Here is a 22515-nt window from a genome sequence, read left to right on the forward strand (position 1 = left end):
AGACGCTCAGGCGCCCGAGCACACCACCTCGCTGCCGCGCACGGCGGTCGGCTGTGGCTGGTTGGGGTCCTCGAAGCGGACCTTGTGCACGTCCTTGAAGTCGGCCCCGGCGGTCACCTTCAGCAGCTGCCCCTGGCCCGGTACGGCGCGCAGTTCGGCGCCCGGCAGTGCGGCCGCCAGGGAGCGGGCCGAGCGGTCCCAGTGGGGGTCGTAGGAGATGACCGTGTGCGGTACGTGGGCGGGGGCCGTCGTCGGCTGCCGGGTCGTGGTGAAGCCGGTCGCCGCGAGCGCCGTGTCGAGCCGCCCCGCGAGCCCGGCCGTGCCGGTGCCGTTCTCCACCTGGACCCGGACCTGCCGGGGGTCCACCTCCACCGGGGCCGCTGCCGGACCGCGGTGCGGCCGGTCCACGGTGAGCGGCTTGTCGTCGCGCAGCGACGCGAACAGCTCCGCCGCCTTGGCCGGGTCCCACTTCAGGGTCGAGCCGATGCCCTTGACCTCGTAGTTCATCCGGCTGATGGGCACGGTGGTGAACTCGGAGGAGGAGGGGGAGAAGTCCCGCATGGCCCGGCCGAGGTCGAGCAGCTCGTCGGCGCCGAAGCCCTCGTCGGCCCGGACCGAGCCGAGCACCGCCCGGGTCACGTCCCGGAACCGCATCGGGTTCAGCAGCACCCCCGAGGAGGCGGCCTTCTCGATCAGCGCGGCCAGGAACCGCTGCTGGCGCTTCATCCGGCCGAGGTCGCTCGTCGCGTCGACGTGCCGGGCCCGTACGTACTGCAGCGCCTGCCCGCCCATGAGGGTGTGCGTGCCGGGCGCGAGGTCGAGCCCGCTGTACACGTCCTTCAGCGGGGTCGGTGTGCAGACGTTCACCCCGCCGAGGACGTCCACGGTCTTCATGAAGCTGGTGAAGTCGACCTCCAGATAGTGGTCGATCTTCACATGGGTCATGTTCTCGACCGTGCGGATGGTCAGCTGGGGGCCGCCCTCGGAGTAGGCGGAGTTCAGCCTGATCGGATGCGTCGCGCGCTGCTGCCCGGTGGCCGGGTCGGTGAGCGCGGGCACCTCGGCGTAGGAGTCGCGCGGCAGGCTCACCACGGTGGCCCGCTCCCGGTTGTCCGAGATGTGCACGATCATCATCGTGTCCGTGCAGTGACAGGGCGCCCCGCCGAGGCGGAACCTGCGCCGCTCCTGCTCGGTGATCTTGTCGCGGCCGTCGGTGCCGACCAGCAGCACGTTCATGCCGTGACCGGCCCGGGGCCGGTTCTTCATGTCCTTGAAGGCGTCGACCCGGGCGATGCCCGCGTCCAGGCTGCTGATCACCGCGTGCCCGATCCCGGCGGAGGCGAGCACCACGACGGACAGTGTGCACGCCGCCCGCATGGCCCAGCGCGGCCGCCGGGGCGGACGGACGGACCGCACCGGCCGCTCGGGCGGGTGCGGCACACGGCGGGGCGGCTGCGGTCGGCGCTGCGGACGCGCGGGGGACCGGGGCGGGCTGGCCAAGGGGGACACCTCCGGGCGAGGCCGTACGTGGGATCCGTGAGCACGGTAGGCCGATACGATCTCCAGCCCGGCCCTACGTCCCGGCGGCGCGCACCGGTGTCCCCCGTTCGCGGTAACGTGAGCCCCCTATGAACGCCAAGCCCGACGTGCGGCTCCCCGCTGTTTCCGTGATCATGCCCGTCCTCAACGAGGAACGGCATCTGCGCGGGGCCGTCCAAGCGATCCTCGCGCAGGAGTACGCCGGCGAGATGGAGGTCGTGATCGCCCTCGGTCCGTCCACGGACCGCACGGACGAGATCGCCGCCGAGCTCGTGGCCGAAGACCCCCGCGTGCACACCGTCCCGAACCCGACCGGCCGCACGCCCGCGGCGCTGAACGCGGCGATCAAGGCCTCCCGGCACCCGGTCGTGGTCCGCGTCGACGGCCACGGCATGCTCTCGCCCGACTACATCACCACCGCCGTGCGGCTCCTGGAGGAGACCGGCGCGCAGAACGTCGGCGGCCTGATGCACGCCGAGGGCGAGAACGACTGGGAGCACGCGGTCGCCGCCGCGATGACCTCCAAGATCGGTGTCGGCAACGCGGCCTTCCACACCGGCGGCGAGGCCGCACCCGCCGAGACGGTCTACCTCGGCGTCTTCCGTCGCGAGGCGCTGGAGCGGCAGGGCGGCTACAACGAGGAGTTCATCCGCGCCCAGGACTGGGAGCTGAACTTCCGCATCCGGGAGGCGGGCGGGCTGATCTGGTTCTCGCCCGAGCTGAAGGTGTCGTACCGGCCGCGGCCGAGCGTGCGGGCGTTGGCCAGGCAGTACAAGGACTACGGCCGCTGGCGGCACGTCGTCGCCCGCTACCACTCCGGCTCGATCAACCTGCGCTACCTCGCCCCGCCGACGGCGGTGTGCGCGATAGCGGCGGGCGTCGTGGCCGGCGTGGTGCTCACCCCGTGGGGCTTCGTCATTCCCGGTGGCTATCTGGCGGCGATCGCCGCGGGCTCCGTCCCGGCGGGCAAGGGCCTGCCCCTCAAGGCGCGGCTGCAGATCCCCCTCGCCCTCGCCACCATGCACATGTCGTGGGGCTGGGGCTTCCTGACCAGCCCGAAGGCGCTGGCGAAGAAGGTCATCGAGTCCCGGCGGCCGGCCGTGCTCAGCTCGCACTGAACCGATACCGAAAGGCCTCTCCCCGTGCGGGGAGAGGCCTTTCGGCTACCACTGATAGGGCTTGTACACGTCCATGCACTGCGACTTGTCCGAGCCGTTGACGGCGTCCGCGCCCTCGGGAATGTCTCCGGCCTTCGGCTTCGACTCCTTGGGATAGGCCGCGCCGGTGCGCCAGTCCGCGCCGACGACGACCGTCACCCCGGACACCCCCGTCGACTGCTGCACCGAACTCATCGGAATGCCCAGTGCCTTGGCCACCGCCTGGGCGTCGCCCTCCAGATCCGCGCTCGGGTACCGCACGACCGTCTTGTCCGCGGACTGCGCCACGGAGGGGTCGGCCGCCGCCCTGGCGTAGCCCTGCTCCACGAGTGCCTGGCTGACCGCCCCCGCCCGGCCCTGCGCCGCGGCCTCGGTCGAGCTCTGCGTGGCGTTCTGCACCAGCACACCGAGCAGGGCCGCGGTCATCGAGGGCGTCTTGGTCGCGGCGGGCTTGCCGGACGTCTGCTTCGCGTCCTTGCCGTCGTCCTTGCCGTTCTTGGCGCCGTTCTTGTCGAGCGACACGTCGTCGCGGAGCATCTGCCACAGCTTGTCGGCGTTGGCGACGTCCGGCACCACGTGGTTGTCCGGGTCCTTCGGGTCCTCGATGTTGGGCATCGTCACCGACGTGATGCGGTCGGACGGCACCGACTTCATCTCCATGCCCAGGTCGTACAGCTTCTTGACCGTGCCGATCTCCTCGGAGACCTTCAGGGACTTGACGGCCGCATCGGCCAGGTCCATCAGGCGTCCGGCGTCGGTGAAGACGTTCTGCTGCCGCAGCGTGCGCATCATCGAGTTCAGGTACATGTGCTGGGCGCGGGCCCGCATCAGGTCGCTGCCCCAGGCGTGCCGGGTGCGCAGCCACTGCAGGGCCTGCTCGCCCTGGACCTTGTGCGTCCCGGCGGTCAGCTTCAGGCCGGAGCCGCCGCGCTGACTGGGCGTCGGATGGTCCCAGACGTTCTGCTTCACACACACGTCGACACCGCCGATGGCGTCCGCCATCCGCACCACACCGGAGAAGTCGATCGTCATCCAGTGGTCGATGTAGACCCCGGTGAGCTTCTCCCACGTGGACAGCGTGCAGCCGGCGCCGCCCCGGGCCAGGGTGGTGTTGATGATGTCGTTCGTCGCCGGGTAGACCTTGCCGGTGTCGGGGTCCGTGCACTGGGGGATGTCGACCCGGGTGTCCCGGGGGATGCTCACCATGGCGGCGCTCTTGCGGTCCGCGGACAGGTGGATGAGCATCTGCACGTCCGCCAGCGGCGGGCTGCCGACGCTGTCCTTGCTGCCGCCGAGCTTCAGGTTCTCGGCCGAGTTACGGCTGTCCGAGCCGATCAGCAGGATGTTCAGCGGGGTCTGCCCGGCGGCGTTCGGCGCGGTCTTCTGCGCGTTGGCGTCGCCGCTGCTGCGCGCGCCCTTGCGGATGTTGCCGTTGAGGTGCTGGTAGTAGAGGTAGCCGGCGCCAGCCGTACCGAGTATGACCACCGTCAGCACGATCGCCGACCAGCGCAGAGCGCGCCGTCTGCGTCGCCGCCGGTCAGTCTTCACGCCGCCCTTGCGCGGCCCCCCGCCGTGCCGGCCGGAGCCGTCCGCCGCGTCCGAGGCCCGCGGTGTGAGCGACATCGTGTCGTCCCCTGCGGGAGCCTCCCCCCGCACATCGCTCTGCGCCAAACTTCCTGCCCTCCCCACCCTTGCGCCGTGCAACGGGTCCGTCCCGCGCCTCGTTAGACGCACGAGGGGCCCATTGGGTTACCTATGAGGCGCACTTCGCCTTGTCTGCCGTGGACTTCTCGACGTCCGGCGCCTTGTCGGGCTTGGTGAGCGAGACACCCGCGCCCTGGAAGTCCTTGCCCAGGGTCAGCGTCATGGCCGGCAGGCCCTGAGAGTTGATCACGCTCTTGCCGGGCTTGAGCGCCGAGCCGGGCAGCCCCATCAGCGCGGCCAGTTCACGTGCCTGGGCGGCCTGGTCGGGGGAGTACTCGAGCGTGGTGTTCTTCAGGTTCGCCGGGGCGTTGCCCGCGTTCTCCGACTTCAGCACGCCCTCGTCGGTCTGCAGCCAGGACAGGGTCTCCTGCGCGCTGCCCCCCAAGGCACCGCCGTTGAGGATCCGCACCCGTACCTCCGAGGGCGCGGACCTGCTGCCCTTCAACCGGGCCGCCTCCGCGTCCTTCGCCGCCTTCTGCTGCTTCTTCACCTCGGTGAAGGAGACGTCGTTCTTGATCGCGTCGAACACCGCGGGCGCCTTCGTCTGGTCGACGACGACGGTCGCGTGCACCTTCTCCGCCGGGTTGTCGACGACGGGCACGGTCACGAACGAGATGTTCTTCGTCGGGACCTTCTTCAGCTCCAGCGCGATGTCCTTGAGCGTGCTCACGGAGCCGATGCCCTTGTCGACGGTCAGCGCCTTCGTGGCGGCCTCGGCGAGGTCGATCAGCTTGGCCGGGTTGGTCAGCGTGTCGCTGGAGGCCATCTTCCGCATCAGCGAGGCCATGAACTGCTGCTGCACCTTGATGCGGTCCAGGTCGCCCTGGTTGCCCCAGCTGTGCCGGGTGCGGACGAAGGCCAGCGCCTGCTCGCCCTCGATCCTGGACTTGCCGGCGGGCAGCTTCAGATGCGACTGCTTGTCGTTCACCGGGTGGGCGAGACACACGTCCACCCCGCCGACCGCCGACGTCAGGGTCTTCACCGCGTTGAAGTCGACCATCATGAAGTGGTCCGGAACGATGCCGGTGGCCTCTTCGACGGTGCGCATCGTGCAGCCGGGGTCGCGGTCGTCCTGCCCGAGGCTGGTGTTGAAGCGCACGTTCTCCGTACCCGGGATGACCTTGGTGCTGCCGTCCGCCTGCTTCGTCGGACAGTCCGGCACGTTGACGATCAGGTCGCGCGGAATGCTGAGCGCGGTCGCGTTCGTCCGGTCCTTGGAGACGTGCAGCAGGATGTTGGTGTCGGCGTGCCCGACGCTGCCCTTGTCGCCGTAGCCCTCGTTGCCCTTGCCGGTGCGCTTGTCGGTGCCGATGATCAGGATGTTGAAGGCGTCGTCCTTGCTGAAGCCGTTCTTGCCCGCGCTGCCGATGTCCGTCGTGGTGACGTTGCCCTCGAGGTGCTTGATGTACAGATAGCCGGCGGTGCCGATGGCGACCAGCACGAACGCCGTGCTGCCGGCGGTCCACGCGATCGCCCTCTTCGCCTTCGACTTCTTCTTCACCGGCCGCCGGGACACGCGCCGCCCCTGCGCCGTCTCCGCCTCGCCGCCCCGTCGCCGGCCCGAGCGCGGCGCCGGTACGGTCCCGCCGCGCACCTTGCCCATCTCCCGGGTCTCGCCGGGAGCCGAGTCGTCACGGCGACGCGGTGTGTCGGCGCTGTCGGGCCTGCGGGGGCCCGGGACCGGCGACTGCGGTGCGGAAGGGCTCAGTCGCAGCTCGTATTCGCCGGTGTTCGGATTGAGTACCCACTGGTCAGCGGGGTCGATGTTGTCCGCCCGCCCACGGCCTTGCGCGTCCACGGTTGTCCGAATCCTCCGTCGGGGCCACGCGGCGCCTTCCCCCTCAAAGGCGCTCGGGTCTCGGTGAATCGGTGCACGGCCCCAGGACGGACCTCGCGCCAGGTGCACCGGATCGCTCACACTATCCGCCCAGTTCAGCGCCAAGCGACGCCGGAGACAAATTCGTCTCCCTACAACTGGGCAATCCCCCTCATTTTCTGGGCGGAATCGGGCCCTCCGGCGCGCCTTACGCGCAGCCGTGCTCGGCGGCGGTACTGCCGCGGTAGGTCGGAGCGGAGGAAGGGCCGTGTCCGTCGCCCTTCTCCGGTGGCGCCGAGGGCCCGGTTCGCGCACCGTCCTTCGCGGTGCCCGTCCCGGTGCCCTTGGCGGTGCTCTTGCCGGCGCCCCTGGTGGTGCCCTTCGTCACGGCCACGGGCTGGTCCGTCCGCAGTCGCGCGAAGAGCTTCTCGGCCTCCGGCTCCACGAGTTGGTCGCGGTTGGCGTCGTAGACGTACGACTCCCTCGGCACGGTCAGGAACTGCACACGTGCGATGGGGATGCTGCGCAGCCCACGAACCAACTGGTACAAACCGTGCAGGCTGGCCAGCTCCGGATCGGTGGTCAGCGAGGAGGTCGCCGCGTCCAGCACCGGATACAGCTTCACCGGATTCAGCAGGACGTCACTGCTCTGCACCTTGTTGACGAGCGCGCCGAGGAACTGCTGCTGCCGCTCCATCCGCTCGGTGTCGCTGCCGTTGCCGAGCGACTTGCGGGCCCGCACGTACCCGAGCGCCTGCTCCCCGTTCAGCATGACCTTGCCCGCGGGCAGCTTCAGCTTGGCGGCCTTGTCGGCGATGGGCTCCTTCAGGCAGACCCGCACCCCGTCGACGGCGTCCACCATCTCCTTGAACCCGCTGAAGTCCACGACCACGTGATGGTCGATCCGGATGCCCGTCAGCTTCTCGACGGTACGGATCGAGCAGGCCGAACCGCCCACCGAGAAGGCGCTGTTGAACATCGCGAACACCGGCTCGCTGCGGCTGCCGTCCGTCCGCCGGCAGCCCGGAATGTCCACCATGAGATCCCTCGGCAGCGACACGGCGGTCGCACTGCGCCGGTTCGCGGCCAGGTGCAGCAGGATCGTGGTGTCCGACCGCTCGCTGCCCAGATTCCGCCCGTACTTCGCGTTGCCGTCCCCGACCCGGGTGTCGGACCCGATCAGCAGGATGTTCTGCGCGTCCCGCACCAGCGCGGTGGGCCGCTCGGCCTCGTACCGGGCGAGTTCCCGGGCGGCCGCGTCGTCCGCGGTGATGTTGGCGCTGAGCTTGGCGTAGAGCGCCCAGCCGGTGCCGGCGGCCGCCAGGGCGAGCACGGCCAGCCCGAGCGCCGCCCCCCTCGCCCACCGCCGCCGACGCCGCCGCACCAGCCCGTCCCCGGTGGCCGAGGCCCCGGGACCGAGGGCCTTGCCTGCGGTGTCGGTCACGGGCGGGGCACCCCCTCATCGGCGTACGAGGCGTACGAGCGTCACGTGCTGCTCCTACGACGATGGCGGGGAGCGTGGAGGGAGGCGCCCTGTGCTACTCCAGCCGGGGGAATCGCGACTCCTCAGCGGCGCACCGCGGTCACCCGCTCGCTCTCGATCCGCTGGGCCAGAGCCTCCTCACCCAGCCGGTCGAGGTTGCGGCAGAGCACCACGGACCCCCCGACGGCCAGCGGCGAGTACAACCCCGCGCCGACCCCTTCCCACGTGTCGTACGACAACCCCGTCAGCAGCCGCGAACCGGGTCCCGTCAGTTCCAGCTCCGTCGCATCGGCCACGGCCTTCTGCACGACCTCCTCGGCGCTGAACTCCGCCCCGGCGACGATCAGCGCCGGCTCCGCCGGATCCGGCGAGGCGAACGGCACGAACCGGTCCCCTTGTCCGGGCACCTCCACGGCGTAGTCGACGAACCCGGCCGGGGTCTGCGGGAAACGCCCGCCCAGCGGCCGTAGCGCCAGCGCGATCCGCTCCCCGCCGCAGGCGCGCGCGGAGTCGAGCGAGTCCGGCCCGCTGACCACCACGTCGGCCGCCGCCGGATCCCCGCCGACGTCGGCGATCACGCCCACCGACGAACAGGCCAGCAGCCACACCGCCGTCTGCCAGTGCGCGGGCAGCAGCAGCGCGACCCGGTCGCCGGGACCGGCGGCGAGGTCGCCCTGCAGGAGGTTCGCGGTCTTGGCCACCCAGTTGGCGAAGGTGGCCACGGACAGTTCGACGCGTTCGCCCGTGGCGTCGTCGTAGAAGGTCACCAGCGGGCGGCCGGGGTCCGCGGCGAGCGCGGAAGCCAGCAGGTCGGCAGGGGTGCGATCGGTGGCGTTCACCCGGGAAAGGGTACGCGCGGGCCGCCGTGCGGGGCGCGTGGTGCGGCCAGCGATCCGGCGACGGCCCCCGACGGTCCGTCAGTTGACGGATAGACAGATTTGTATGCGTATGCCCAAGATCATACCCATGCGTGGATTCCTGACTACCTCGATCGGCGTCATCTGCGCCGCGACGCTCGCACTCCCGCTGATCCCGCCCACGACGCCCGCGACGGCCTCGACCGCGCGAACCCTCGCCGCCCCGGGGGACACCCGCTCGCTGCCCCTTGTCCCCCTCTCCCGTGAGCGCGTCCTCGGCGCCGCCCCGGAGCAGGGCCTGTACCGGCCCGACGGCGAGCACTTCTCGCTGGTCGGGGTGGTGTGGGACGACCCCGGCGTCGAGCTGCGCGGCCAGGTCCAGGTGCGCACGCGGTCGGCGGGCACGGGGGAGTGGTCCGGCTGGCAGGACGTCGAGACGCACAACGCCGACCACGGCGCCGACCCGGGCACGGCGGAGGGGGCCTCGCGGCGGGTGCGCGGGGCGACCGCGCCGCTGTGGGTGGGGGCGTCCGACGGCGTGGACGTACGGGTGCGCGCGGCGGCCACGGGCGCCGGGGGCACCCGTGCGGCCGTGCCGCGGGCCCCGCTGCCGTCCGGGCTGCGCCTGGAGCTGGTCGACCCCGGGGACGGGGAGGCGCCGCCCGAGGGCGCACCGGCCGACCCGCCCAGCACCGACCTGGACACGGACGCGGCGCGCGCGTCCTCGGCCGCCAACGCCGACATCGCCGGCTTCGGCGCGCTGGAGATCCCGGAGCTCGACCAGCAGGCCACGGAACAGGAACTCGCCCGCCTCCAGGGCTCGCTGCCGGTGACGCCGTACATCGGGCCGCGCCCGCGGATCGTCACGCGCCGGGGCTGGGGCGCGAACGAGTCACTGCGTGAACCCGGGTTCGGCTACACCCAGAAGATCAAGGCGGTCTTCGTGCACCACACGGCCTCGGGCAACAAGTACTCCTGCTCCCAGGCCCCCTCCGTCATCCGCAGTATCTACCGCTACCACGTCACGAGCATGGGCTGGCGGGACATCGGCTACAACTTCCTCGTCGACAAGTGCGGAACCCTCTACGAGGGCCGGGCCGGGGGCGTGGCGAGGGCCGTCCTCGGCGCGCACACCCTCGGGTTCAACAGCGACAGCATGGGCATCGCCGTGATCGGCACTTACGGCACGACGAAGCCGTCGCGCGCGGTGGTCACGGCCATCGCCCGGCTCACCGCGTGGAAGCTCGGGTTCTACGGAGGCGATCCGCGAGGAAGGACATATCTCACGTCGGGCGGTGGCAACCTCTACCCCGAGGGTAAGAACGTACGACTGAACGTGATCTCCGGCCATCGGGACGGATTCGCCACCGAGTGCCCCGGTGCGGCGCTCTACGCCGGGCTCGGTACGGCCCGTTCCGGCGCGGCGCGCTATCAGGGGCGCTGAGCGCGTCGTTCCAGGGCGCGGCGGCGGGGGCGCGCGTTCACCGCCGTCGGCGGGGGGCTCGCCGGTCTCATACCGTTCTCTCACCGATCTCGTGGCAAACCGCGCGGTCGTCAAGGGCGCCGTCGCTACGGTCTGCATACACTGACCGGCCGAAACCGAAACGAGCAGTAACGAGTAGTTCGCCGGTCCCGGCAGGAAGCAGAGACGACAGGTGACAGAAGCGATCCTCCTGGTCGGCGGCAAAGGCACCCGGCTGCGTCCCCTCACGGTGCACACGCCCAAGCCCATGGTCCCGGCTGCCGGAGTCCCGTTCCTCACACACCAGCTGGCGCGGGCCCGGGCTGCGGGCGTGGACCACATCGTCCTCGCCACCAGCTATCTGGCCGAGGTCTTCGAGCCGTACTTCGGTGACGGCTCCGCCCTCGGCCTGCACATCGAGTACGTCACGGAGCAGGAGCCTCTCGGCACGGGCGGTGCCATCCGCAACGTCGCCTCGCGTCTGCACTCCGGCCCGGACGACCCGGTCCTGATCTTCAACGGCGACATCCTGACGGGCCTGGACATCAAGGCGCTGGTCGACACCCACGAGGCGACGGCCGCCGACGTCTCCCTCCACCTGACGAAGGTGACGGACCCGCGCGCCTACGGTCTGGTCCCGACGGACGAGACGGGCAAGGTGCTGGCGTTCCTGGAGAAGCCGCAGACGCCCGAGGAGATCGTCACCGACCAGATCAACGCGGGAGCGTACGTCTTCCGCCGCTCGGTCATCGACACGATCCCGCTGGGCCGCCCGGTGTCGGTGGAACGCGAGACGTTCCCCGACCTGCTTGCCGCGGGCGCGCACCTCCAGGGGATGGTGGACTCCACGTACTGGCTGGACCTCGGCACCCCGGCGGCGTTCGTCCGCGGCTCGGCGGACCTGGTCCTCGGCCGCGCGCCGTCCCCCGCCGTTCCCGGCCGCTGCGGAGACCGCCTGGTCCTGCCCACGGCCACGGTGGCGCCGGACGCGAAGCTGACGGGCGGCACGGTCGTCGGCGAGGGCGCCTTCGTGGCGGAGGGCGCGCGGGTCTTCGGCTCGACGATCCTCCCCGGCGCGGTCATCGAGCCGGGCGCGGTCATCACCGACTCCCTGATCGGCACCCGGGCCCGCGTCGGCGAACGCTCCGTCCTGACCGGCACGGTCGTCGGCGACGGCGCGATCGTCGGCCCCGACAACGAGCTCCGCGACGGGGTACGGGTGTGGTGCGACGCCCGAATCCCGGCGGGCGCGGTCCGCTTCTCGTCCGACCAGTGACGCTGACGGGGGTCTGACCGCCGCTCCATGGGGGCTGCGCTCCCAGACCCCCGATCGCACCACCGTGCAGCTCCGGGCCGCCGGTTCCCGCGTGGTCGCGGCCGGCTGTGCGGCCGCGGTGCGCCTGCCCGGCAGCGGCCGTCGTATCGCCGTAGCTGCGGGCAGTCGTGCCGCCGGTGGCGGCACGGGCGGGCGCAGCGGCACCTCGCGGAGGAGCGAAGCCGCTCCCGCGCCCAGCCGCGGCACAGGGTGCCGACAGAGCGCGGGCCGGCAGGGCGCCCCCCGGCTCACAGCAGGCCGATGTCCACCCGGGGCATCTTCGGGGCGCGTCGAGCCGGAGCGTTCCCGCTCAGCAGGATCAGCCGGGCCGCCCGATGCCGCTGTCCGGCGTACGGCTCGAGCAGGCGCAGCATCACCGCGTCGTCGGCATGACGGTCCCCGGCCAGCGCCCACCCCACGATCCCCGGCAGATGCAGGTCCCCGACGGTCACCGCATCCGCCGCCCCGTGACTGCGCTGTACGACCTCCGCCGACGTCCACGGCCCGACCCCCGGCACGACCTCCAACCGCGCCTGCGCCTCGACCGCCGGCATCCCCATCGCCTGCTCCAGCCGCGCGGCCACCCGCACGGCCCGCAGAATCGTCGAGGCCCGCTTGTCGTCCACCCCGGCCCGATGCCACTCCCAGGAGGGAATCAGCGCCCAGGTCCGCGGCGCGGGCATCACCCACATCGGTCGTTCGAACGCCCCGGCAGGACCCGGCGCCGGCTCCCCGAACCTGCGCACGAGCAACCGCCACGCCCGGTACGCCTCGTCGGTCGTGACCTTCTGCTCCAGCACCGACGGGACCAACGACTCCAGCACCAGCCCGGTCCGCGTCAGCCGCAGCCCCGGCCGCCGGTGCCGGGCCAGCGCCACCACCCGGTGCCGGGGCACGAACGCCTCCGGATCGTCGGCCGCGCCGAGCAGTTCGGGCAGCCGGTCCAGCAGCCACTGCGCTCCCGGCCCCCACGCCTCGCCGAGCACCTCACCGCCGTACGCGCGCACCCGCAGCGTCCCCGGCCCGGTGGGCGTACGGCTCGCCCGCCACACGGATCCGTCCGGTGTGGCCCGGAACGTGGGGTCGGCCGGCCCGCGCCGCAGCGGTCCGAGCACGAGCCCGAGATCCAGCGGCCCGTCCGGCACCCACCGTCGTACCCGCGCCGGCGCCGCCGCCTGCCGCGGTATCCCGGCGGCCGCGCCCGCGGGCGCGGGGACATGGCCCCCGCGCACGGTCGTACGCGTGGGCCGCTGAACGAAACGTCCTGCCACGAGTGAGGTCCTAGAGGTTCGCCGACGCCGTCCTACGAGACTAGGCGGTCCCGCCGACAGGCGTACGGAACTCTTCCCCGGACCTCACCGCACCTCGACGAACGCCTCCGCGTCCCGCTCCGGCCGCGGTCTCGGCTCCTCGGCCGGGTGGCCGACGGCCACCGCGCCCATCGGATGCCACTGCGCCGGCAGCGCGAGCGCCTCGCGGACCACGTCCGGGCAGAACATCGTGGACGACACCCACGCCGAGCCCAGCCGCTCCCCGGCCAGTGCGACGAGGAGGTTCTGCACGCCCGCGCCCATGGCGACGACGAACATCTCCCGCTCGGCGCCGTCCCGCCGCGCGTCCCCGTAGTGGTGCGAGCCGTCCATGACGAGGCACGGCACGACCAGATACGGCGCGTCGCGCAGCACGTCGCCCCGGCGCACGCGCTTCGCGATGGACTCCTCGCTCTTGCCGTCCCGCCGCAGGTCGGCGATCCAGGCGTCCCGCATCGCGTCCAGCAGCCGTAGCCGCGACTCCTCCGACTCCAGCAGCACGAACCGCCACGGAGTGGTGTGGTGCGGGGCCGGTGCCGTCACCGCGGCGGCCACCGCGCGCCGTACCGCGCCGGGGTCCACGGGCTGGTCGGTGAAGGCCCGCACCGTGCGCCGCTGGGTCACCGCCTCGCGGACCGCCTCGGAGGTGCCGAGCCGGAACATGTCGTCCCGCGCGGTCCGCACCAGCGGTCGCGCGCCCTCGCCGTCCGCCGGGTCCAGCACGTGCGGCAGGCCGCGTACGACGGCGACCGGCCGGCCGGCCGCCTTGCCCTTGACCAGGTCGCCGGCGGCGGCCAGTTCGTCCGCCGTGGCCACGATCGTCGCGCTGAGCGGGTTGCCGTACGCGTCCGTGCCCCCGCGCAGATCGTCCAGCACGCGCACCCCGGCGGCGCCGATCGCGACGTCCGTGAGCCCCGAGCGCCAGGGGCGCCCGAAGGTGTCGGTGACGACCACGCCGACGTCGACACCGAGCGCCGCGCGCAGGCCGTCACGGATCGCGCGCGCGGACGCGTCCGGGTCCTCGGGCAGCAACAGCACGGTGCCGACGGGGGTGTTGGAGGCGTCGACCCCGGCCGCGGCCATGACCAGGCCCTGCCGGTTCTCCACGATGCGCAGCGTGCCACGCCGGGCCACGACCCGGACCGTCTCTGCGTCGATGGCCGCCTCCCGGTCGGCCGCCTCCATGATCCGGCCCTCGGCCTTGGAGACGATCTTGGAGGTGACGAGCAGTACGTCCCCGTCGGCCAGGCCCGGTTCGGCCGCGGCGATCAGCTTGGCGAGGTCGTCGCCCGGCCGCACCTCGGGGATGCCGGACAGGGCCCGGACGGTGTACTCCGGGCGGTCCTCGCTCACGCTCCCCGCACCTCCTCGGCCAGCGCCAGCGCCTCCCGCGCCATCTGCGCGGTCGCGTCGGCGTCGGTCATCATCAGCGGTACGGCCCGGCAGCGGATGCCGTCCGCCTCGATCCGCCCGACCGCGGCCGCGTCCACGGTGTCGACCAGCCAGCCGTCCAGCAGACCCGAGCCGTAGTGCTCGGCGACCGCGGCGGCCGTGGACTCCACGCCGACCGCGGCGAGCACCTTGTCGGCCATCCCGCGTACGGGTGCGTCCCCGACGATGGGGGAGAGGCCCACCACCGGTACGCCCGCGTCCGCGATGGCCTCCCTGATGCCGGGCACGGCGAGGATGGTGCCGATGGACACGACCGGGTTGGACGGCGGGAAGAGGATGACGTCCGCAGCGGCGATGGCCTCCAGGACGCCGGGCGCCGGCTTGGCCTGCTCGGCGCCGACGGGCACGACCGCCTCCGCCGGGACCTCGGCGCGCAGCCGTACCCAGTACTCCTGGAAGTGGATCGCCTTGCGCTCACCGTCGACCTCCGCGGCCACGTGGGTCTCCACGCGGTCGTCGGTCATCGGGATCAGCTTCACGCCCGGCTGCCAGCGGTCGCACAGCGCCTCGGTGACCGCGCTGAGCGGATAGCCCGCGCCGAGCATCTGCGTCCGCACGATGTGCGTGGCGAAGTCCCGGTCGCCGAGCCCGAACCACTCGGGTCCGACCCCGTAGGCCGCCAGTTCCTCCTTGACGCGGAAGGTCTCGTCGGTCCGTCCCCAGCCCTGCTCCTCGTTGATGCCGCCGCCCAGCGTGTACATCACCGTGTCGAGGTCCGGGCAGACCTTCAGCCCGAACAGGTGGATGTCGTCGCCGGTGTTGCCGATCACCGTGATGTCCGCGTCCGGCACGGCCCGCTTCAGACCGCGCAGGAAACGGGCACCACCGATGCCGCCTGCCAGAACCACAATGCGCATGGGGACAAGTCTTGCAGGCGGGTACGACAACGCGGCAGGCAGTCGCCGGACGCGCGACGGTCGGGTTTCAGGCAGTCACGCGGTCATCCGCTCACGCGGTCACCGCGCGGGGTGCGGTGCGCGCCTCGCAGTTCGGGGACGTGTGCATCGGCATCTCGGTCAGGCCCGGGTAGTACACGTGCAGGCTGACCGCCGGCTCCAGCGCGTCGTTGACGACCTCGTGGACGTACCCCGGTGCGAACACCCGCTGCGCTCCCGCGCTCAACGCGCGCGTGCCGCGTTCGGTGCGCTCGGTGAGGCTGCCCGCCAGCACGGTGAGGACACCGGAGGAGCGGCCGTGGCCGTGCGGTCCGCTGCCCTGTCCGGGCACCCAGGACAGCAGCCAGACCTCGTAGCCGGGGCCGGTGCGCAGCCGGTGGTACCAGCGGGTGGTCGCGTCGTAGCGGACGAGGTGTGCCCACTGGGAGCGGTCGGCGGCGATCGCGCGCGCGAGGCCCACGAACTCGGCGACGGTGGCCGGGTGCTCGCGGGGCGGCTGGAGCAGGTGCGGGACTTCGAGGATGTCGCCGGCGATCTGGAGGTCGTTGTCGCTGTTCATGGGTGCGGTGGTTCCTCAGTGAAAGAAGGCCAGAGGGAACGGAGAACGGGAACCGCGCCCCATGGGACGCGGTCTACAGCTGGAGCGAGGCGGGGCTCAACAGCTGGAACAGCGACAACAGCTACAGCGCGCCATGGCAGCACCGTGGGACCCGGCGGTGCGGGTCGAGGTGAATGCCAAGTTCGCGAGCATGCCCCCTAGGACACCGGGTCACACCTGGGCTGTCAACTCGACGCCCGATATGTGGGACACCTTTCACCTCATCCGGTGCTTCTGTCAGGTGAAAGGTTTGTTCACCGGAGCGCCCGGACACATGGGGCACATCCGAGCGCTCGCACCTCGCGCAACGCGATCGAACGCGGAGCCGTCTTTCTTCGTACAGAGGTCTGCACGGGTTCGACCGCCCCTCGGGCCTCGGCCGGGTGTCAAGGTTTATGGCGATTTGAACACTTTCCGCATGGCCTTGGTTCCGCAGAGTGAATAACGGGCTCAATAGCAGATCTCGGCTTGACTCGCCCGGAGCAGCACACTTGTAATTTCACTCGTGTCGTTCAGCCGAAATCGGTAACGGCTGACGCACGGGGACGCGAAAGACAGACGAGGGGCGCACATGACCGAGCTGGTGCAGCAACTGCTGGTCGACGACGCGGACGAGGAACTCGGCTGGCAGGAGCGCGCGCTGTGCGCCCAGACCGACCCCGAGTCCTTCTTCCCCGAGAAGGGCGGCTCCACCAGAGAGGCGAAGAAGGTCTGCCTCGCCTGTGAGGTCCGCTCCGAATGCCTCGAGTACGCCCTCGCCAACGACGAGCGCTTCGGCATCTGGGGCGGCCTGTCCGAGCGGGAGCGCCGCCGCCTGAAGAAGGCCGCCGTCTGAGCGGACATCCGCCCGAAATCATCACGAACGGCCCGTCGCCAGTGGGTTATCCACAGGCGGCGGGCCGTCGTCGTGGCCAGCCGATAGTGTGGTCGCTCGTCCGAGACGCCCCGCTGTCCCCGCACGGCACGGGTGTCCACCGCAGTCCATCGAACCAGGGCCCGTACCTCGATGTCCGTGCACAGCCATACGGCAGCCCAAGACCCGGCTGCCACACCTGAGTTCCCGCGTCATGTGGTGACCGCGGTCCTCGTCTCCCACGACGGTGCCCGCTGGCTGCCCGACGCCCTCGCCGGGCTGCTCGGCCAGGAGCGCCCCGTCCAGCACGCGGTCGCGGCCGACACCGGCAGCGCGGACGACTCCGCCCAACTGCTCACCCAGGCCCTCGGCGACGGCAACGTCCTGCACCTCGCCCGCCGCACCGGCTTCGGCCAGGCCGTGGAGGAGGCGAGCCGTACCGCCCCGCTCCTCACCCCGGAGGAGCTGCCGTACCTCAAGCGCCCCAGCGGCTGGGACCCCGTCACGCGCTCCTGGCGCGACGACGCCTACGACCTGCCCGAACTCCCGCACGGCGAGCCCATCCCATGGCTGTGGCTGCTGCACGACGACTGCGCCCCCGAACCCGACGCCCTCGCCGAACTGCTCCGGGTCGTCGACAACGAACTCGAACTGGGCCGCGCCGACGTGGCGGTCGTCGGCCCCAAACTGCGCGGCTGGTACGACCGCCGGCAGCTGCTGGAGGTCGGCGTCTCCATCGCCAACTCCGGCCGCCGCTGGACCGGCCTGGACCGCCGTGAGCAGGACCAGGGCCAGCACGACCACGTCCGCACCGTGCTGTCCGTCTCCACCGCCGGCATGCTCGTCCGGCGCGACGTCTTCGAACAGCTCGGCGGCTTCGACCGCAGACTGCCCCTGATGCGCGACGACGTCGACCTGTGCTGGCGCGCCCACACCGCCGGCCACCGCGTCCTCGTCGCCCCCGAAGCGGTCGTACGGCACGCCGAGGCCGCGTCCCGCGAGCGCCGCGTCGTCGACTGCGCGGGCCGCACCACCGCCTCCCCGCACAAGGTCGACAAGGCCGGCGCCGTCTACACGCTGCTCGCCAACACTCGCACGGCCGCGCTGCCCTGGGTCCTGCTGCGGCTCGTCCTCGGCACCGTCCTGCGGACGGTCGCCTACCTCGTCGGCAAGGTCCCGGGCCAGGCCGTCGACGAGATCCGCGGCCTGCTGAGCACCCTGCTGCGCCCCGAGCGGATCATCGCCGCCCGACGCCGACGCGGCGCCTCGCAGATCGACAAGGGCGAACTGCGCCAGCTCCTCCCGCCGCCCGGCGCCACCGTCCGGGCCACCGTCGAGCAGATCGCGGGCAATTTCTCCAGCGGCTCCGACCTCGACACCTCCTCCGCCGGCCGGCACGGCGGCGCAGTGGAGTCCGGGCCCGGCGGCGACGACGCCGAGTTCCTGGAGATCGAGCAGTTCGCCCGGCTCAAGCGGATCGCCCGCAAGCCCGGTCCGGTGCTCTTCCTCGCACTGCTGCTGGTCTCCATCGTCGCCTGCCGCGCCCTGCTCGGCGGCGGCGCGCTCGCGGGCGGCGCCCTGCTGCCCGCCCCGGCCGGCGCGGGCGACCTGTGGTCCCGCTTCGCCGACTCCTGGCACCCGGTCGGCGCCGGCGGCACCCCGGCCGCACCGCCCTACCTCGCGATCGTCGCGACGCTCGCCACGATCCTGTTCGGCTCCACCGGACTCGCGGTCACCGTCCTGCTGGTCGCCTCCGTGCCGCTCGCCGGATGCACCGCCTACTTCGCCTCCCGGCCGCTCGTCACCTCCCGGCTGCTGCGCGCGTGGGTGGCCATCGCCTACGCCTTCCTGCCCGCCACCACCGGTGCCCTGGCCGGCGGCCGCATCGGCACCGCCGTCCTCGCCGTGCTGCTGCCGCTCATCGCGCGCGCGGGCATCGCCGCGAGCGGCCTCGCGAACCGCTCGGGCGCGCGCGGCAGTTGGCGCGCCACCTGGGCGTACGCGCTGCTGCTGACCATGACCACCGCCTTCACGCCGATCGTCTGGCCGATCGCGCTCCTCCTCGGCCTCGGTGTGCTGGTCCTGCGCCGCGCCGACTTCGTCGCCCACGGCCTGCGCTTCCTCGCCCAGCTCGGCACCCCGCTGCTGATCCTCGCCCCCTGGTCGCTGACCCTGCTGCCGACCGGTTTCTTCAAGGAAGCCGGCCTGGACTACGGCCCCTCGACCGCCTCCGCGCTCGACCTGCTCGGCGCGAGCCCCGGCGGCGCGGGCACGGTGCAGGGCCTGATGCTCATCGGCATCGTCCTCGCCGCGCTCGCCGCACTGTTGCGCTCCGAGCGGCAGCTGGGCATCCGCACCGCCTGGGCCGTCGCCCTGACCGGCCTCGTCTTCGCCGTCCTGTCCAACAAGTCCACCTGGGCCGGACCGGCCACCCTCGTCTACGGCATCGCCCTGCTGGCCGCCGCCGCCCTCGGCGCCGACGGCGCACGCTCGCGCGTGGCCGAGCAGAGCTTCGGCTGGCGCCAGCCCGTCGCCGCCCTGATCGCCTTCGCCAGTGCCGCGGGCCCGCTGCTCGTCGCCGCCGGCTGGATGATCGGCGGCGCCGACGGCCCCCTGGAGCGCCGCGACCCGACCCAGGTGCCCGCGTTCGTCGCCGAGGACTCCACCACCGGCGACCAGGCCCGCACCCTGATCCTCGACAGCGACACCGCCGCGCGCGTGCGCTACTCCCTGGTCCGCGGCTCCGGCGCCCGCATGGGAGACGCCGAATTCAGCGCCGCCGACGGTCAGAACACCCGGCTGGACAAGGTCGTCGCCAACCTCGTCGCCGGTTCCGGCGCCGACCAGGCCGACGAACTCGGCGGCTTCGCCGTGCGCTACGTCCTCGTTCACAAGGGCGCGCCCCGCGACGTCACCCGTGTCCTCGACGCCACGCCCGGCCTGACCCGGCTCAGTCAGCAGAGCGGCAGCGCCCTGTGGCGCGTCGACCAGGAGGTCTCCCGCGCCACCATCGTCCCCGCCGGCGGCTCGGGCACCGCCCAGCCGGTCAGCGCGGGACCGGTCGAGATCCACACGACCGTCCTGTCCGGCGCGGACGGACGCGTCCTGCGCCTGGCCGACACCGCCTCCGCCGACTGGACGGCCACCCTGGACGGCAAGCCGCTCGCCCGCACGACGGTCGACGGCTGGGCCCAGGGCTTCCAGCTGCCCGCGAGCGGCGGCAGGCTCGACGTCACCTACGACGACCCGATCACCCACACCGCCTGGCTCTGGGCCCAGGGCGCGCTCGCCGTCGTCCTGGTCGTCCTCGCCCTGCCCGGCCGCCGCCGCGACGTCGACGACGACCTGCCCGAGACGGCGCCGGTACCCGCCCGGGCCACCGCGGGCGAGGGCCGCCGCGCCCGCCGCCTGCGCGCCCAGGCCGAGGAACAGGCCGAGGGGCAGCCGGGGCAGCCGGGAGAGCCGGCCGCCGAGGAGCAGCCCCCCGCCCCGCCGCTGCCCGAGGAGCCCCCGGCGGCCTCCGTGCCCCACCAGCAGCCTTACGGCGACTGGGACCAGACCGCCTACGCGGACGCCGGATACGGCGGCTACGGAACCGACCAGTTCCAGCAGGGCGGGCAGTACCAGACGCCGGGCTACGACCAGCAGGCGTACGCGCACGACCCGTACCAGACGGGCCAGTACGACCCGTACGCCTACAGCGGTACGGCCGACCAGATGCCGTACGACCCGACGGCCTACCAGCAGGGCTACGACCCGGCGTACGACCCCGCCCAGCAGGGCTACGACCCCGCCCAGCAGGGCTACGACCCGGCCCAGCACCCCCACGGCACCGGCAGCGAGCGCCCCGACGGGAGCCAGCAGTGAACCGCACCACCCTGTCCCTGATCGCCGGTACCACCGCACTGGCCGCCGTCACCGCGTTCGCCGCGCTCGACAGCCCGTCCGCCTCGGGTGCCTCCGCCCCCAAGGCGGCCGCCAACCTGCCGGTGGAGCGCACGAGCCTGCTGTGCCCGGCGCCGAGCCTCTCGGACATCGCCGACACGTCGTACACCTCGTTCACGCCCGTCACCCAGGGCACCACGAGCAGCGGCAAGGCCCAACTCCAGCCGGCCGCCGAGCAGTCGGCGGACGGCACGGACACCTCCCAGACGGGCAAGAACGCCAAGGGCTCCAAGGGGGCGAAGGGCGGGAAGAAGACGGCGGACCAGCCGGTGCTCACCCCCAAGGCGCCCGGCACTCCGGCCACCGGCGACACCTCGGGCGCCGACGGGCCCGCGCTCATCGCCACCGCCGACGGGAAGTTCGCTCCCGGCTGGACCCTCCAGGAGACCACCGAGGTCGCCGCCGGCACCGGCCGCGGCCTCCAGGGCGTCAACTGCACCGCCCCGGACACCGAGTTCTGGTTCCCGGGCGCCAGCACGGCCGCGAGCCGCACCGACTACGTGCACCTGACCAACCCGGACGACTCCGCCGCGGTCGTCGACATCGAGCTGTACGGCAAGAACGGCGCGATCAAGTCCCCGCTCGGCGAGAACCTCACCGTCCCGCCGCACGCGAGCAAGCCGATCCTGCTCTCCACGCTCACCGACACCCAGCAGTCCGATCTGACCGTGCACGTCAGCGTGCGCAGCGGCCGGGTCGGCGCGGCCGTACAGGCCCTGGACGCCAAGGCGGGCGGCGACTGGCTGGCCGCGGCCGCCGACCCTGCCGCGAGCCTGGTCATGCCCGGCATCCCCAAGGACGCCACCGACGTCCGGCTGATCGCCTTCACCCCCGGCGGCGACGACGCCGACCTGAAGGTCCGCCTGGCCTCGCCCGACGGTCTGATCACCCCGGCCGGCAACGAGACCGTGCACGTGAAGTCCGGCATGACGACCTCGGCCGACCTCGGCGACGTCACCCGCGGCGAGGCGGGCTCCCTGGTACTGACCCCCACCGACCAGCCGGTCCCGGTAGTGGCGGCGCTCCAGGTCGTCCGCGGCAAGGGCGACAAGCAGGAGACGGCCTTCATCCCGGCCACGGCCCCCGTCGGCACGCGCGCGACCTCGGCCGACAACAGCGCCAAGGGCACCACCCTCGCCCTGACCGCGCCCACCGCCACGGCCACGGTCAAGGTCACCGCCTCGGCCGGCAGCGGGGGCGGCACGGCGGTGACGAAGACCTTCACGATCAAGGCCGGCACCACCCAGAACGTCGCGGCCCCGGTCCCCTCGGGCCTCCAGGGCACCTACGCCCTCACCGTCGAACCCACCTCGGGCGGCCCGGTCTACGCCTCCCGCACCCTCGCCGCCACGGAGGGCGGAGTCCCGGGCTTCACCATCCAGACCCTCCCGAGCGACCGGGGGATGGTCGCCGTGCCCCGGACGACGCAGGATCTGGCGGTGCTGCAGAAGTAGCGCCGAAGCAGTGCTGAAGCAGTAAGGGGCGGCGACGGGGGAGTGGAGGGACCGGCGGGGCCGTACAGGTGCCCGTCGGCCGCAGCCGCGGGGAAGCGTGCCGCCGGAACGGCACCCGTCCCCTGGCCCCGTAGCCCTGCCCCTAGTCCTCCCCGTACCGCGGATCCACGGTCTCCGGAGTCAGTCCCAACAGCTCGGCCACCTGCTCCACGACCACCTCGTGCACCAGCGCGGCCCGCTCGTCACGTCCCTTCGTCCGGATCTCCACCGGCCGCCGGTACACGACCACCCGAGCCCGCTGCCCCTCCCGCGCCGGAACGACCCCGCCCAACGGCACGGCCTCGTCGCTCCACGCCTGATCACCCGGCCCGTCCAGCCGGGGCACCTCCAGCACGAGGAAATCGATGTCGGCGAGCTGCGGCCACCGCCGCTCGAGACGCTCCACGGAATCCTGCACCAGGTCCGCGAACAACTCGGCGCGGCTGGCCGCGAGCGGCACCTGCGGCGGTGCGATCGGCCCCCGCATGCCCCGCCCGTGGCGATCACGGCGACGGGGCCCGGGGCCGGTGGCACGGGGCGGTACACGGTTGTCCATCACCGGTGAAGCGTAGTCCCCGCCCATGTCCCCCGCCCGGCTCCACACCACAACCGCCCCCCCCGGGACAACCGGCCCC

16 protein-coding genes are annotated in these 22515 nt (G+C 72.5%); 6 read left to right on the plus strand and 10 right to left on the minus strand.

Annotated features, from left to right (window positions below; translation table 11 throughout):
* Nucleotides 1-6: 6 nt before the first annotated feature.
* Nucleotides 7-1377 (minus strand): LCP family protein, encoded by a 1371-nt coding sequence (locus ADK64_RS21885; protein WP_053661529.1) that lies wholly within the window; start codon nt 1375-1377, stop codon nt 7-9.
* Between the two features lie 251 nt (nt 1378-1628).
* Here ADK64_RS21885 and ADK64_RS21890 point away from each other — a divergent pair, with 251 nt between their 5' ends.
* Complete coding sequence (locus ADK64_RS21890; protein ID WP_053661530.1) at nt 1629-2657, plus strand: glycosyltransferase family 2 protein; 1029 nt, start codon at nt 1629-1631, stop codon at nt 2655-2657.
* A 45-nt stretch (nt 2658-2702) separates the two neighbouring features.
* Here the strand turns inward: ADK64_RS21890 and ADK64_RS21895 are convergent, their stop codons facing one another.
* The 4 genes from ADK64_RS21895 to ADK64_RS21910 all read right to left on the minus strand — a co-directional run bounded on the left by ADK64_RS21895 (nt 2703) and on the right by ADK64_RS21910 (nt 8538).
* Nucleotides 2703-4319 carry an LCP family protein gene (locus ADK64_RS21895; RefSeq protein ID WP_053661531.1) on the minus strand — a complete coding sequence of 539 codons (1617 nt, stop codon included), beginning with the start codon at nt 4317-4319 and terminating at the stop codon, nt 2703-2705.
* Between the two features lie 130 nt (nt 4320-4449).
* Nucleotides 4450-6198 (minus strand): LCP family protein, encoded by a 1749-nt coding sequence (locus ADK64_RS21900; RefSeq protein ID WP_053661532.1) that lies wholly within the window; start codon nt 6196-6198, stop codon nt 4450-4452.
* A 226-nt stretch (nt 6199-6424) separates the two neighbouring features.
* Nucleotides 6425-7660, minus strand: a complete 1236-nt coding sequence (locus tag ADK64_RS21905) for an LCP family protein (RefSeq protein WP_053661533.1) — start codon at nt 7658-7660, stop codon at nt 6425-6427.
* Nucleotides 7661-7782: 122 nt separating this feature from the next.
* Entirely contained in the window at nt 7783-8538 is a 756-nt protein-coding gene (locus ADK64_RS21910; protein ID WP_053661534.1) for a TIGR03089 family protein, read from the minus strand.
* A 109-nt stretch (nt 8539-8647) separates the two neighbouring features.
* On the opposite strand from ADK64_RS21910, the gene ADK64_RS21915 reads away from it, so the two are divergent.
* Together ADK64_RS21915 and ADK64_RS21920 are read left to right on the plus strand one after the other, a co-directional pair.
* Nucleotides 8648-10000, plus strand: coding sequence for a peptidoglycan recognition protein (locus tag ADK64_RS21915; protein WP_053661535.1), 1353 nt, complete (start codon nt 8648-8650; stop codon nt 9998-10000).
* Nucleotides 10001-10211: 211 nt separating this feature from the next.
* Nucleotides 10212-11294: a sugar phosphate nucleotidyltransferase gene (locus tag ADK64_RS21920; protein WP_053661536.1), complete on the plus strand. Its 1083-nt coding sequence runs from the start codon at nt 10212-10214 to the stop codon at nt 11292-11294.
* A gap of 287 nt (nt 11295-11581) precedes the next feature.
* Here ADK64_RS21920 and ADK64_RS21925 read toward each other — a convergent pair whose 3' ends face one another.
* From ADK64_RS21925 to ADK64_RS21940, 4 genes are all read right to left on the minus strand, one after another.
* Nucleotides 11582-12604, minus strand: coding sequence for a DNA-3-methyladenine glycosylase family protein (locus tag ADK64_RS21925; protein WP_199829681.1), 1023 nt, complete (start codon nt 12602-12604; stop codon nt 11582-11584).
* 84 nt (nt 12605-12688) lie between these two features.
* Entirely contained in the window at nt 12689-13996 is a 1308-nt protein-coding gene (locus tag ADK64_RS21930; protein WP_053661538.1) for a coenzyme F420-0:L-glutamate ligase, read from the minus strand.
* Nucleotides 13993-14952 carry a 2-phospho-L-lactate transferase gene (gene cofD / locus ADK64_RS21935; protein WP_053661539.1) on the minus strand — a complete coding sequence of 320 codons (960 nt, stop codon included), beginning with the start codon at nt 14950-14952 and terminating at the stop codon, nt 13993-13995. Before cofD ends, ADK64_RS21930 begins: the two co-directional genes overlap by 4 nt.
* A gap of 91 nt (nt 14953-15043) precedes the next feature.
* Nucleotides 15044-15550 (minus strand): cysteine dioxygenase, encoded by a 507-nt coding sequence (locus ADK64_RS21940; RefSeq protein ID WP_053661540.1) that lies wholly within the window; start codon nt 15548-15550, stop codon nt 15044-15046.
* A gap of 610 nt (nt 15551-16160) precedes the next feature.
* On the opposite strand from ADK64_RS21940, the gene ADK64_RS21945 reads away from it, so the two are divergent.
* The 3 genes from ADK64_RS21945 (at nt 16161) to ADK64_RS21955 (ending at nt 21841) form a co-directional block, all read left to right on the plus strand.
* On the plus strand, nt 16161-16424 hold the full coding sequence (locus ADK64_RS21945; RefSeq protein WP_003975777.1) for a WhiB family transcriptional regulator: 264 nt from the start codon (nt 16161-16163) through the stop codon (nt 16422-16424).
* Nucleotides 16425-16595: 171 nt separating this feature from the next.
* Complete coding sequence (locus tag ADK64_RS21950; protein WP_107093046.1) at nt 16596-20309, plus strand: glycosyltransferase family 2 protein; 3714 nt, start codon at nt 16596-16598, stop codon at nt 20307-20309.
* Entirely contained in the window at nt 20306-21841 is a 1536-nt protein-coding gene (locus ADK64_RS21955) for a DUF5719 family protein (protein WP_053661542.1), read from the plus strand. Before ADK64_RS21950 ends, ADK64_RS21955 begins: the two co-directional genes overlap by 4 nt.
* Nucleotides 21842-21983: 142 nt before the next feature.
* On the opposite strand, the gene ADK64_RS21960 is transcribed toward ADK64_RS21955, so the two are convergent.
* Nucleotides 21984-22367, minus strand: coding sequence for a metallopeptidase family protein (locus tag ADK64_RS21960; RefSeq protein WP_053661543.1), 384 nt, complete (start codon nt 22365-22367; stop codon nt 21984-21986).
* Nucleotides 22368-22515 lie beyond the last annotated feature (148 nt).

The organism is Streptomyces sp. MMG1121 (assembly GCF_001280015.1).
Lineage (GTDB): Bacteria > Actinomycetota > Actinomycetes > Streptomycetales > Streptomycetaceae > Streptomyces.

Coding starts and splice junctions, on each gene's coding strand:
- ADK64_RS21950 (WP_107093046.1), top strand. CDS start 16,596: ATGTCCGTGCACAGCCATACGGCAGCCCAAGACCCGGCTGCCACACCT.
- ADK64_RS21940 (WP_053661540.1), bottom strand. CDS start 15,550: ATGAACAGCGACAACGACCTCCAGATCGCCGGCGACATCCTCGAAGTC.
- ADK64_RS21890 (WP_053661530.1), top strand. CDS start 1,629: ATGAACGCCAAGCCCGACGTGCGGCTCCCCGCTGTTTCCGTGATCATG.
- ADK64_RS21960 (WP_053661543.1), bottom strand. CDS start 22,367: ATGCGGGGGCCGATCGCACCGCCGCAGGTGCCGCTCGCGGCCAGCCGC.
- cofD (WP_053661539.1), bottom strand. CDS start 14,952: ATGCGCATTGTGGTTCTGGCAGGCGGCATCGGTGGTGCCCGTTTCCTG.
- ADK64_RS21895 (WP_053661531.1), bottom strand. CDS start 4,319: ATGTCGCTCACACCGCGGGCCTCGGACGCGGCGGACGGCTCCGGCCGG.
- ADK64_RS21915 (WP_053661535.1), top strand. CDS start 8,648: ATGCCCAAGATCATACCCATGCGTGGATTCCTGACTACCTCGATCGGC.
- ADK64_RS21885 (WP_053661529.1), bottom strand. CDS start 1,377: ATGCGGGCGGCGTGCACACTGTCCGTCGTGGTGCTCGCCTCCGCCGGG.
- ADK64_RS21945 (WP_003975777.1), top strand. CDS start 16,161: ATGACCGAGCTGGTGCAGCAACTGCTGGTCGACGACGCGGACGAGGAA.